Annotated in this window: 11 protein-coding genes; 1 reads left to right on the forward strand and 10 read right to left on the reverse strand. The window is 29.5% G+C overall.

Going from position 1 to position 13,782, the window contains the following annotated elements; all coding sequences use genetic code 11:
* Positions 1–17 precede the first annotated feature (17 nt).
* The 8 genes from rpiB to ACTG46_RS12925 form a co-directional block, all read right to left on the reverse strand.
* The gene (gene rpiB, locus ACTG46_RS12890; RefSeq protein WP_054277101.1) at positions 18–464 is read right to left on the reverse strand and encodes a ribose 5-phosphate isomerase B; all 447 of its coding nucleotides are present in this window, start codon (positions 462–464) and stop codon (positions 18–20) included.
* 150 nt (positions 465–614) lie between these two features.
* Positions 615–1,535: a transketolase family protein gene (locus ACTG46_RS12895; protein ID WP_479922958.1), complete on the reverse strand. Its 921-nt coding sequence runs from the start codon at positions 1,533–1,535 to the stop codon at positions 615–617.
* A gap of 2 nt (positions 1,536–1,537) precedes the next feature.
* Positions 1,538–2,350: a transketolase gene (locus ACTG46_RS12900; RefSeq protein WP_054270924.1), complete on the reverse strand. Its 813-nt coding sequence runs from the start codon at positions 2,348–2,350 to the stop codon at positions 1,538–1,540.
* A 90-nt stretch (positions 2,351–2,440) separates the two neighbouring features.
* Positions 2,441–3,472 (reverse strand): zinc-binding dehydrogenase, encoded by a 1,032-nt coding sequence (locus ACTG46_RS12905; protein WP_054277103.1) that lies wholly within the window; start codon positions 3,470–3,472, stop codon positions 2,441–2,443.
* Positions 3,472–4,524, reverse strand: a complete 1,053-nt coding sequence (locus ACTG46_RS12910; RefSeq protein ID WP_054270926.1) for a galactitol-1-phosphate 5-dehydrogenase — start codon at positions 4,522–4,524, stop codon at positions 3,472–3,474. The genes ACTG46_RS12905 and ACTG46_RS12910 overlap by 1 nt, the downstream gene beginning before the upstream one ends.
* A 130-nt stretch (positions 4,525–4,654) precedes the next feature.
* A complete protein-coding gene (locus ACTG46_RS12915; protein ID WP_054270927.1) occupies positions 4,655–5,929 on the reverse strand; it encodes a PTS galactitol transporter subunit IIC in 1,275 nt (424 codons plus the stop codon).
* Positions 5,930–5,987: 58 nt separating this feature from the next.
* Positions 5,988–6,263 carry a PTS sugar transporter subunit IIB gene (locus tag ACTG46_RS12920; RefSeq protein WP_021385190.1) on the reverse strand — a complete coding sequence of 92 codons (276 nt, stop codon included), beginning with the start codon at positions 6,261–6,263 and terminating at the stop codon, positions 5,988–5,990.
* Between the two features lie 64 nt (positions 6,264–6,327).
* Entirely contained in the window at positions 6,328–6,786 is a 459-nt protein-coding gene (locus tag ACTG46_RS12925) for a PTS sugar transporter subunit IIA (protein WP_021385161.1), read from the reverse strand.
* Between the two features lie 493 nt (positions 6,787–7,279).
* Between ACTG46_RS12925 and ACTG46_RS12930 the strand changes: the two genes are divergently transcribed.
* Positions 7,280–8,758 carry an arylsulfotransferase family protein gene (locus ACTG46_RS12930; RefSeq protein ID WP_479922959.1) on the forward strand — a complete coding sequence of 493 codons (1,479 nt, stop codon included), beginning with the start codon at positions 7,280–7,282 and terminating at the stop codon, positions 8,756–8,758.
* Positions 8,759–9,054: 296 nt separating this feature from the next.
* On the opposite strand, the gene ACTG46_RS12935 is transcribed toward ACTG46_RS12930, so the two are convergent.
* Positions 9,055–10,974 carry an extracellular solute-binding protein gene (locus tag ACTG46_RS12935; RefSeq protein ID WP_479922960.1) on the reverse strand — a complete coding sequence of 640 codons (1,920 nt, stop codon included), beginning with the start codon at positions 10,972–10,974 and terminating at the stop codon, positions 9,055–9,057.
* A gap of 6 nt (positions 10,975–10,980) precedes the next feature.
* A complete protein-coding gene (locus ACTG46_RS12940) occupies positions 10,981–13,266 on the reverse strand; it encodes a bifunctional diguanylate cyclase/phosphodiesterase (protein ID WP_479922961.1) in 2,286 nt (761 codons plus the stop codon).
* Between the last annotated feature and the right edge of the window lie 516 nt (positions 13,267–13,782).

The raw sequence follows: 13,782 nt of genomic DNA on the forward strand, positions 1-13,782 counted from the left end.
TTATAAATTTTAGATACTTATAAGTTTTCTTTTTCTATGTCATCAATCATTTGTAATCTTCTTGCATGTCTTTCTCCATTATAACTTGAATTTAACCATTCTTCAACAATTCTCATTGCCAATCCTTTTCCAACAACTCTTTCACCTAAACAAAGTACATTTGTATTGTTATGCTCTCTAGTGGCTTGAGCTGAGAAACAATCTGAAACAACAGCAGCTCTAATTCCTTTAAACTTATTTGCTGCAATAGACATACCAATACCTGTTCCACAACAAAGTATACCTAAATCTGATTTTTTACTTTGAACATTTTGACTTACTTTCTTTGCATATATTGGAAAATCTACACTTTCCTTTGAATTTGTACCTACATCTTCAACTTCTATACCTTTATTTAATAAGTTTTCTTTTATAAATTCTTTTAATTCATAACCACCATGGTCGCATCCAATAGATATCTTCATTAAACAGCACCTCTTTCATGATTTTTCATTTCCATTTTTAATACAATTATCGTAAAAATAAAGCTGTCCCATTGTAGAAATTTCTTTCTATTTTTAAGACAGCTTTAATTGATTTATATTAAATCAATTTATTATTAGATATATTTATATCTATAATAATTCTTTTATATTTTTTACTATATCTTCTGTAGTTAATCCATAATGCTTTAATAAATCAGCTGGTGTACCTGATTGACCAAATACATCTTTAACACCAATTCTTCTAATTACTACATCTTTAGTTTCTGCTAAAGCTTCACATACAGCTGAACCTAAACCACCTATTATGCTATGCTCCTCTGCTGTAATTACTTTTCCAGTTTTTTTAGCAGTTTCTTTTATCAATGCTTCATCTAATGGTTTTATTGTAGACATATTGATAACTTCTACATTTACACCTTCTTTAGCAAGTTCTTCTGCTGCTTCTAAAGCTTTTGCTACCATTATTCCTGTAGCTATTACTGTTATATCAGAACCTGCTCTTAAAACAGTTCCTTTTCCTATTTCAAATTTGTAATTTTCACTGTTTATATCAGGAGTTGCAGCTCTACCTAATCTTATATACACAGGTCCATTATAATCAATAGATGCAAGTATAGTTTGTCTTGCTTCTAAAGCATCTGCTGGATTTAATACAACCATATTTGGTATACCTCTCATTAGAGATATATCTTCTATAGCTTGATGGCTACCACCATCTTCTCCTACTGTTACTCCTGCATGAGTAGCTGCTATTTTAACATTTAAATTTGGATATGCTACAGAGTTTCTTATTTGTTCATAACCTCTCCCTGCTGCAAATATTGCAAAAGTACTTGCAAAAGGTATTTTACCACAAGTAGCAAGACCTGCTGCTGTACCAATCATGTCACCTTCTGCTATCCCCATATCAAAAAATCTATCTGGAGCAACTTCTTTAAATGTTATACTTTTTGTAGCTTTTCCTAAATCTGCATCTAATACTACTATATCTTTATTTTCTGCAAGTTCTTTTAACACTTGTCCGTAAGCTTCTCTAGTTGCTATTCCCATTCTTATAGACCTCCTTCTAAATCTTTCAATGCTTGTTCTGCTTGTTCTGCATTTGGAGCTGTTCCATGCCATGCAGCATTATTTTCCATAAATGAAACACCTTTACCTTTTACTGTCTTAGCTATTATTACAGTTGGTTTTCCTGTAACTTTTTTAGCCTCATCAACTGCATTTCCTATTTCTTCAAAAGAATGTCCATTTACTACCATTACATTCCATCCAAAAGATTTGAATTTGTCATCTACTGGATTTACATTCATTACTTCTTCATTAGAACCATCTATTTGTAATCCATTTAAATCAACAAATGCAATTAAATTATCTAATTTGTAATGTGATGCTGTCATTGCAGCTTCCCATACTTGACCTTCTTGGATTTCGCCATCACCTAATATAGTATACACTGTATAGTCTTTGTTATCTAATTTTCCTGCAAGTGCCATACCATTTGCTGCAGATAGACCTTGACCAAGAGAACCAGTAGACATATCTATTCCTGCTACTTTTTTCATGTCTGGGTGACCTTGTAATTTAGAACCAAATTTTCTTAATGTTATTAGTTCTTCTTTTGGGAAAAATCCTTTTTCTGCTAATGTGGCATATAAAGCTGGTGCTGCATGACCTTTTGATAGAACAAATCTATCTCTATCATCCATTTTTGGATTTTCTACACATACATTCATTTTCTCAAAATACAACACTGTCAATATGTCAGCGATTGATAATGAACCACCTGGATGTCCGCTTTTAGCTTCTGCAACCATTTTTATTATGTTTTTTCTAATGTTATTAGAATGATCTCTAAGAGTGCTCATACTTTCTTCCTCCTGTTATTTTTTAAGACCTTACATTTCTTATCCTACAGTAGATTTTACAATTTTTTTTAAAATAATACAAATGTTTTTTTAAGATTTTACTGCTACTTTTATTTCTTCTCCGTTCATTAAAGCTGTAATACCCTCTTTAAATTCGTCTAAACTAACAGTTCTCGTAACTAAAGCTTCTGTATTTACTTTTCCACTATTCATTAAATCCAATGCTATAATCCAAGAACTAGGCTTTTGTGATCTACTTCCTATATATTGTAATTCTCTTTGAACTATTGCATCTTGGTCCATTTCATTTAGTTTCTTAGCAAATATTCCAACTTGAACAAAAGTACCTTTTTTTCTAAGTAATCTTAAAGCTTCATTAACTGCTGGCATAAATCCAGAACAATCAAAGGCTTTACTTACTCCATTTCCATCAGTCATTTCATTTACTACATCTGCTAAATTTTCTTCCATTACATTTACTGTTCTATCTACACCAAGATTTTTAGCTATTTCTAATCTTTCTTTATCTTTTGTAACTCCAGACATTATAACTGTAGCACCTTGAGATTTAACAACTTGAGCTAATAATAAGCCGATTGGTCCTGGTCCTATTATTAAAACTGTATCATTACTTTCTATGGTAGTCTTTTCAAGAGCTGCATGAACACAACAAGCTAGTGGCTCTGTAAGAGCTGCTGATAATAAAGATACATTTTCAGGAAGAACATGTATACTTTCCTCTCTTGATAATACATACTCAGCAAAACTTCCATTTACTTGAGTCCCAATACCTTTTCTAGTTGAGCATAAGTTATAATCTTTAGTTGCACAGTATATACAGCTCTCACAAGTTGCAAAAGTAGTTTCTGATGTAACTCTATCTCCTACTTTTATATTTTTAACATCTTCTCCTATTTCTACAACAATTCCAGAAAATTCATGCCCTAATGTTACTGGAGCTTTTATATTTGCATATTCTCCTTTAAATGAATGTATATCTGAACCACATATACCACTATATTCTACTTTTATTTTAACCTTGTCTCCTGTAGCTTTTGGCTCTTCTACATCTAAGACTTCTACATTATCATAGCCTGGTTTAGTTTTAACTACTGCCTTCATTATTTTTCAACCCCTTGTGGTAAAATTAATATCTTATTAAATTCTTCTTTTCTATCTCTTATCATCTCAAAAGCTTTGTAAGTGTCTTCAAGTGAAAATCTATGAGATACCATTTCTTTTAATTTTATTTTTCCTTCATTAACTAGGTTGATTCCTTTAGTCCATTCTTGCCCTGGGAATGGTGCAGAATAAGAGTTCCAGAAACCTTTTAATTCTAGTTCTTTTCTAAATATATTTTCAAATGCTTCTTCTGATAAAGTTATATCTGAGTATGCTATTCCTAAAAATCCTATTTTACTTTTCTTTTTAGTTATAAGTAAACACTGTTCTTGAGTTATTTTTGAACCTGCACATTCAAGAGCTATGTCAACACCTTTTCCATCAGTAAGTTCTTTTATTTTTTCTACTGGGTTAACATCTTTAGCATTGATTATTATATCAGCCCCTAATTCCTTTGATTCTCTTAATTTATTCTCAGATATGTCAACTGCTATAATTTTTCCTGCTCCTGCTATTTTAAGTCCTTGTATTACTAATTGTCCCATTGTTCCACTACCCATTACAGCTACAGTGTCTCCAACTTGAACACCTATATTAAGTACTCCATGCATAGCAACTGCTAATGGTTCTATCATAGCTGCATCTTCAAAATCCATGTCTCCTATTGGTAATACATTTGTAGCTTTTATATTTGCATACTCTGCAAAAGCTCCAAAAGTCTTAGCTCCTAACATTCCATGGTCATCACATAGTGAAAATAATCCTCTTTTGCAATATTCACATTCATTACAAGGTATAAAAGGAATTGCAACTACTCTATCTCCAACTTTTACATTCTTTACATCCTTACCAACTTCAGCAATTACTCCAGAAAATTCATGTCCTGGTATAGCTGGAACTGGATATTTCCAATGTTTTAATACTCTTGGAGGATCTGACCCACATATTCCTGCTGCCATAACTTTTATTTTTACTTCATCACTTTCACATGGTTTTATTTCTATATCTTCAAATCTCATATCATTTGTGCCATGTAATACTGCTGCTTTCACGATAAATCTCCTCCTCTTGTATTTTGTATTTTTTAAAATTTTATAAAAAATATTACTCTTTTCTAGTAGCTGCTAAATGTTAAATTTTCGCATACTTTACTAAAAAAGAGTAATCTCTATTAACTACATATTAGAATATTCCAAATGAAGAAACTAATTGAGATAATTTCAATATTCCCCATTTTAGCAAGTTACCACCTGTATCTATACTTGTAACCATTGTTGTTCCTTCTGGCATCATGTTTGCTTGTTGTAATAATTGTGTATGAACATCTGCAAAGTTTGTAGCCATATAAAGTGATATAGCTATTACTATAGTTCCTGTTATAACTGACTGAACTATATTACCTTTTCTAAAGCATACTATAAATGCCATATAGAATGGTATTGTCGCTAAGTCTCCAAATGGTAGAACTTTATTTCCTGGTAATATAACTGCTAAGAATAGAGTTATAGGAACAAGTATAAGAGCTGTTGATATAACTGCTGGATGCCCAGTTGCTACTGCTGCATCTAGTCCTATATAAAGTTCTCTGTCTCCATATTTTGCTTGTAAGAAATCTCTTATTGATTCTGAAATTGGAATTAGACCTTCCATTAATATTCTAACCATTCTAGGCATAAGTAACATTACTGCACCCATTGATATACCTACATTGAATATTCCTGCTACATCATATCCAGCAAGTGCTCCAAGTATTATACCTAATATAATACCCATCATCATTGGTTCTCCAAAGATACCAAACTTTTTCTGTATAGAATCTGGGTCTGCTTGTATCTTATTTATTCCTGGTATTTTTTCAACAAATTTTCCTACTAAATATCCAAGTGGAGCAAATGAAGCTGTTGAACCAGTTGGTAGTGCTATACCTTCTAAATCATAAAACTCCTGGACGTTTTTGGCTGTTTTTTCTGCAATAAATAGTACTAATAATTCCATTAATATCGCACAGAATATAGCCCAAAGGTAACTTCCTGTTACTATATATCCAACTGCACCTGCTACTATAAAGTGCCAATAGTTCCATATATCAACATTTAATATCTTTGTTTTATTGAAGTATAATAATAGTAAGTTTACTAATAAACAAACTGGTATTAATATTGGTGCAACTGGTGAAGCCCATGTTGCTGATGCTGTTGTTGGCCAACCAACATCTATTACTGTTAAGTTAAGTCCAAATCTTTCAACCATTCCTTGAGCTGCTGGCCCTAGTGTTGAAGTTAATAGGTTTACAACTAAGTTTATACCCACAAATCCTATACCAATTGTAAGACCTGACTTTAAAGCTTTTGTAAACTTAATTCTAAATATCATTCCTAAGACTACAATTGTTATTGGTAGTATTACTGTTGGTCCCATGTTTAAAATGTATTGTACTACTGCTAATAATTTATCCATTTATAAATCCTCCTTTTTCTGTTTTATAAAATATGATTTCAATGTATTTATGATAGGATTATTTTAAAGCATCTAATATTTTCTTATCTAATGCTGCTGTATTTACTCCAGTTATATAAGCTGTTGCTTTTATTGCTGGTATATTATAAGTTGTTGGTAATATAGTTGTTGACACTATTAAGTCTGCTCCATCTTGCTTTGTTGCACATTCAGCTATTTTGCATTGTATAACTTCTGCTTGTATATTGTTTTCCTTAACTAATCTCTCTACCTTGTCACAAACTACTGTTGATGTTGCTATTCCTGCTCCACATGCTACTAATATTTTTTTCATTTTTATTTCCTCCCAATGATTTTATTTTTCTATTTTTTATTTTTAGTACTTTTCTTTTTTATTTTTATAAAGACTTTATTGTCTTTAAAACTTCTTCTTTGTCAGTAGAATTTATTAACTTGTCAACTAACTCTTTATTTTGCATAATTCCCATCAACTCTGTTAATACAGATAATTGACTATGTGGTTGATTAAGACCTAATACAAAAGCTAAATTTACAGGCACTTTTTCATCTTGGTCTTCCATAGAACTAAATACTACTGGTTCATTAAAAGTACAGACTGCTATAAATTGCTCTTTTATATATTCTGCATCTGTATGTGGTATGGCTACTCCATAGTCACCTAAATTTAAACCTGTTGGAAATACATTCTCTCTTCCTAATATTTTTTCTCCAAATTCTTCTTTTACAAAGCCTAGTTCAAAAACTTTATTATGTATTTCTTTAAAGAAATCTTCTTTTGTTTTACACTCCATTTTAAGGTTTATAACTTTATCACTTACAAAATTTATAAACTCCATATTTACACCTCCTAATTGCACTTGTCTTATATCTTGTTTTTCTTGCCTTTATATAAAGCATGCCGCGTGCCAAAAAGTGGCTTTTTTTGTGAAATGAAAGAAAATGTTTTCCCTAAAATGCTACTCTATTATAGGATTTTACCCAACTTTCATTGATAAATTTTTTTTAATTTTTATTTTAATTTTTACTTGTTAATCACTTAACTAACCATACTTTTTTATATTTTTTGTGGTTTTTTTTGTTACAGAAATGATTTTTTTGTTTTTTATTAATGGTTTTTTATGTTTAATAATCTTTTTATGTAATTATTTATTCTAAAAATAGTTTATTTTTTCATATTTTCTTCATCTATTCTATTTTTAGATGAATGAATTTTCATATAATTGTCCAATAAAATTCATTTTTAGCATAAATAAATTCATCTATTTTCTTTATTAATGTAATAAAATCAAGATGTCAACATGAAAACTTAATATGAAAAGGTGGTAAACTATGAAAAGAAAAAATTTATTTAAGATTGTATTTTTATGCAGTGTATTATTCGTTTTCGGAATTTTTGTAAATCGAGTCTTTGCAAATCAAGACAAATCAAAACCAACACTAGATATCTCTATAAATGGTTATGATATAACACTTTCTAAAGAAGGTATTTTTAATAGTCAAAATGTAAAGCAGCTTAATTCTACTACCCAAAATAGCATAGCAGTAAAAAACAATGATAAAGCAAGCATTGTAAAAATAAACGACAAAGAAATCGATATATCTAAAAACTCTACTTTTGAATTGAAAGAAATAAATAGTTCCTCAAAAATAAAAATATCTGTTATGTATAAAAATGAAAGTTCATACAGAAATTATTATATAAATTCTCTTTCAAAAAACTTTCCAAAGTATAATGTTACTGCAAATAGCCCTTATGATGGTGATTATTATCTTACTACGCACAACGAAGAACATAATTTTGTATTTAAATTAAACAATGATGGAAATATAATTTTTTATAAAGAGGTTGAATCAAATCCTTTTGACTTTAAAAAAATAACTACAGAGGATGGTAAAATTAGATATGGGTACTTACTACAAGATAAAGATTCAACAAAAAGAATAAATGCTGTTGGATATTCACCAACTTATCTTGTAATCTTAGATGAGAACTATAATGAAATAAATAAAATTACTATGGAAAAAAGTAAAAATATAGATGCTGGTACTGAATTAGAAAATCATGATTTTATATATATAAATGACAATCACTATATTGTTTCTAGTTATCAAAAAGTTAAAGCAACAAATATTCCATCAAGTTTAAGTAAAGGAAATTCACCTTATGTAGTAAATAGTGTATTACAAGAGATAAAAGATGGAAAGGTTGTATGGCAGTGGGAAAGTACTGACAATCAAAAACTATATTCAGAAAGCGTTGAAAACAATACTTTTAGCCAAAAAAGTGACTCAGCTTTAGATTATGTACATTTTAATTCTATGGCTATTGACCCAAATGATGGAAACTTAATTTGTTCATTTAGAAATCTAGATGAAGTTATAAAATTAGATAGAAAAACAGGAGAGATTCTTTGGACATTAGGAGGATTGGGAGATGAGTTTAACTTAACAGATAATCAAAAATTCTCAAGACAACATAATGCTAGAATTACAGAAGATGGATACATAACTCTATATGATAATGGCGTAAAAAATCAAGCTACAAGAGTTGTTAAAATAAAATTGGATGAAGAAAATAAAAAAGTTACCGAATATAATTCATATAGTATAGATGACTACTATAAATATATGGGGTCAGTTCAAGAAATAGATAGTGATAAAAATGTGTTTTTGATTGGTACTGGAGGAAAAGCTGGAGAAAGCCAGGATTTAGTAGCTATGGAAAAAGACTTTTCTAATGACAAAATTTATTTTAAATTCTCCTTTAAAAGTGGTGAAAGTATGTATAGATGCTATAAAATTCAATAACAAATTTATCTAATATAAAAAGCAGGTGCCAACTCTTATGTTGTTGTAACACCTGCTTAAATATTAGAAAATCACTATAATACCATATTATTGGTATTTTCCTGTCTACAGTTTTTAATTTCTTATATTCACTAGATAATCCTATTTATTTGGTCTATGCATAAACTATTATAATACATATTTTCTCTTCTAGTACTGTCCTTTATTAACCCATAATTATATGTATCTATATAATTCTAAAATATTATAAATTAATATAAAAAATTATTATTTATCGTATGTATTAAGTTAAGTTGTTAAGGATTTGCTATCACAAATCTTTGGTCTTCACTAGGAGAAACACCTTTTTGTTTTTCTATATATTCTGTTATTATATCCGTAATTTTAATATTTGTCTTATCACACGTCTTAATATATTTGTCTGGAACGCTATAATCCATAACAGCAATTGAATATGATTTGTTTAAATCTATAGAATCTCCTTCTGCTGTTGTAATCTTTTTAATTCTTTTACCTGGTTTATCTGTTGGAGAATACTCCATTTTAAGCCCAGAAAAATAATAAAACCATCCACTATTGTTGTTATCCACAGTTATAGAGTGTTCTAAAGTGTTAAGGAGGTCTTTACCAGTCATACTTATCTTCCATAGTGTTCCAGTCTCTCCATGCTTTAAATCAGGAAATATTCGTTGTATATCTGTTGTTGTAACATCACCTTTATAAAGCTTAGCGCTAACTCCCTTACCATTATAGCGTCCATCTTTACCATTATCTAAAAACAATGCAATTTCACATCCACTTTTCGCACACATAGCATCTGTTATAAGGTTTCCTGTTTCAATCATAGAAAAATCTTTTTTAGCATTTCCAATTACTTTAGGACTTATAGCTTTTGAAGAAGATGTGTTCTGTTTATCAACCATTTTTATAACATCATTTTTATCTAATGTCCCATCTATCATTCCAGCAAGACCTTCACGCAATGAGTCTTGTATATTTTTAAAAGTAGGAAAAACAGCATATCGTCCATGTTTTAAAGCTGGTAATAATGGTTCTATTTCAGGTTCACTTGGTAATGGCATCCCTTTTAAACTTGAAAACATGCCACCAGCATCACTAGATAATGCTTCTTGCCCTTCAGGAGTACTAATATAATTCATCAACTGCATTACTAAGTCATATTTTTCTTTATTTTCTGATTCAGTTAAATGCTTATTAAGACCAATGTAACAAACCATATATAATCTAGCCCAATCTCCATCTTCACCAGGACTAAAAAATGGCATAAGTGCAAATTCATCAGTAGACCCAGTTTGTTCAAAAGCTGAACGTGCCAGTAAATTAGAGTCTTCTGTCATGGCACATTGACGAGTAAATAACATATTTTGGCTATCTTGATAGTGTAGATTTAAGTCATTCTTCTTCAGTACCCCTTTTTGGATAAGTTCTTGAAAAACATCCAAAGAAGGTTTGAAATGATCACCAAAACTTCCACTTCCATTATTATAATTATCAAGCCATTTAGCATCTTCTGGTTTACTAAAGCTATTTGCATAGTTAAAACCAATAAATGGTGTATCTAAGACTTCTTTATTTCCAAGACTAAGTTGTAAGGAACGCATACCTGTCTTCTCAATTTTTTGACATAATTCAATGAATTCATTATAATTTTTAGGCACATCCCAACCATTTTCTTCAAATAACGTTTTATTATAGACAATAGCACGTATAGTTGCAGGTCCTGGTAAATAATAAAGCTTTCCATCTCTAGTAATAGGCTTAAGCATGGATGTATTATACTTACTGGTAAACGTCATACCAGATAAATCAATAAGTCGGTCATCCCAGTATTCCTCTCCTACATCTAGTGGCCAAGTCATAACTATATCAGTTAAATCATCATGCTCTAAACGTGCTTTATATTCCTCTGCTAAAGTAGTATTGGCTGTGTAGTTCCCAACTTGAACAATATCAATATTAGGAAATTTTTTTTCAACAGCTTTTTCAAAGTTATTAATTGAAAAAGCATACTTAACCAAAATAGTAATAGGAGTTCGATTATCTTGGGTTACTTTTTGTGTTAGAATATCTTCTGTTTCATTTTTTGTACACCCACAAATTATAAAAGTTACAAAAATACTAAGTAAAATTAATACCAAAGATAGTTTGATTTTATAAAAGTGCCTTAAATATTTAAGCTTCAAACATCGTAACATATAGTATCACTCCTCATCATTTTTTGGTAACCCAAATAAAAGTTCTTCAAAATTTGAAATTGGCATTGGTTTTGCAAATACATATCCTTGAATATAGTCACAACCTATTTCTTTTAGCATTTTTACTTGATTATACTCTTCAACACCTTCTGCCACAGTAGTCATAGAAAGTGATTTTGCCATAACAATGATACTGCTTACTACAGACTTAGTACGACCATAGTTGTTTTTAGTATTTCTAAAAAATATCTTATCTAATTTTAATGTATCTACAGGTATATCCTGTATAAGATTTAGTGAAGAATATCCACTTCCAAAATCATCCATAGAACATCCAAATCCCATTGAATGAATTTCATCAATAATGGCAGATAAACGTTCAGTATCTTCATATACCATATTTTCTGTCAGCTCAATCTCAATATACTGTGAAGGCACACTATAACGTGAAAAAATTTCATAATACTTATCTAAAAACTTTTCATCTTTTAATTGAATCCTTGAACAGTTTACAGATATTTTTACTAAATCTTTACCTTCATTTAGCCATCTTTGCAAAGTCATACAAACATTTTCAAATACCCATAAATCTACATTTACAATAAATCCATTTTTCTCAAACAATGGGATAAATGCGTCTGGATAAATCATACCTTCTGATTTACTAATCCAACGAACTAATGCCTCTGCTCCCCCTATTTTCTCATTTTCAGTCATATATTTAGGTTGTAGATATACTTGGAATTCTCCTTCTTCTAAGGCACTTTCCATCATATCCTCTAACTGTTTTTCACGTACTAATTGTTGACGAACCTTTTCATTATAAATAGAATACTTTATCTTATTATTTTTAAAATCTTTTGTAGAATCACGTAGTGCAAGTTTTGCGCGGTCAGCCATGTACGGAAATTCCATAGAAGTATCTGTAATTATAAAAACACCAAATTGTATGGAAAGAGAAGCCCACTCAAACCCATATTTTCCAGAATTTTTCATAATAGCATCATACCAATCTTCAAATCTTCTAGTAAGAGAAGAGTCCTCACTATATGATATGAGTATACAGAAGTTATCTGCAAACAATCTTCCCATACATTCATTAGGAGCTAAAAGAGAGGTTATACCATCATACACTCCTCGTAATATAGAATCTCCTGCTTTTCTTCCAAACTGGTCATTTAGCATTTTAAACTTTTCAATATTCATATATACAAGTGCATATTGTTCAGAAGATTGATTTAATAAGTCATCTGAGATATTATAAAATTTCTGTATTGTATTTCCTTTAGTCACAGTATCTACATAGGCAATCTGTTCTAAGTTCTTCTTATGTTGATAAAAAGATATTATCAAAGCTATTGTAAGAATTGCAAATGCTAATGTTATAAAACCACATAATAATAATGTAATCTTTAACAATAAGTTAGATTTTGCATTTACTACAGATACTGGCACAAAAGTTAACAAATACCAATTTTCCTGTCCAATGGGAATATATACCATATATTCGTGTGAACCATTTAATTTAAACCCGATTTGCCCACTAAGATTATTGTTTATATCATTTTTCATCTTGCTGAAGTCACTATTAGAATCTAACTGAGATTGGCTTATAGTGTTCAGTATATTATACCCTGTTTTTTCAGCAATAGGAGATGATGAACGAACTACCACTGTACCATCTTTATTGATAATATGTGAATATGCTTGATTGTTAAATGAAGTCATAGATAGCACTTTATCAAAGGCTTCAGGAGAATAACTTATCGCAAGCGCAACTATATTTTTATTATCAATCGACACATTATCTAGTGGGACAGCAAAAACTATACATTCTTTATTATCTATCATTTGTGACACAGACATAGATTCTTTCTTATTTATGACAGCATCTTGAAGGTATGCATCACTGCTAAGAGAAACTGATTCGCCATCAGAATTATATGCAACTCCATTTTCATCAATCATCATAATATCTTGGCAATTCCAATATTTTTTTTGAGAATCCATTATAGGTTTCGCTTTCTGAAAAGAATCTATATTTGTATTTTTTATCATTAATGCTATTGTATCTAATATAGAGTAGCTGTCATCAATAATCTTACTCACATTACTACCTATTCTATTAGATATTTCTTGAAGATAGTTGCTACTTTCTTCTTGCACAGTGTTTCTCAATTTACAATAGTATTTAAAACATATTACACCCATAAAAAAACATACAACTATGAATACTATCGCTATTGTCCTAACCATTTGTGTGCTGTTTAACGTTTTTCTTTTTACACTCATATAATACCCCTTGAATAATAAATCTAAATATGTATTAATAATTAAAGACTTCCGAATTTAACTTAAACTTAGTAAATAATTTATTGTATAATACAAGTTTAGATTAATAATTAAATACCTTCATTTATACAAAAACCGTTATCTTCTACTATACTACTTAAGAAAACAAGAATTTAATATATTCATTACTAATCTCATAATAATCATTTGTTGAAAATAAAAGCTTAATAGCTATTTTTATTAATTTATAATTTATAAAAGATTGTTTAATATTCTATTAATGATTAAAAATAATTAGAAATTAATTTCTTAATATAGTAACCTATCCTTATTATAGCTTCTATATTTTAATTTTGGAATAGTTTAGATATTTTTTATATTTATATATAATAATATCTTGATTTTTTTAGAAATCTATGTACCATATATTTCTAAACATACCCAAAAAACTTATAACTTACCTATATTTTATTAATATATTTATTTTTTAATAGATAATAACAATACTATAAAAAT

The organism is Clostridioides sp. LIBA-7678, assembly GCF_056716065.1.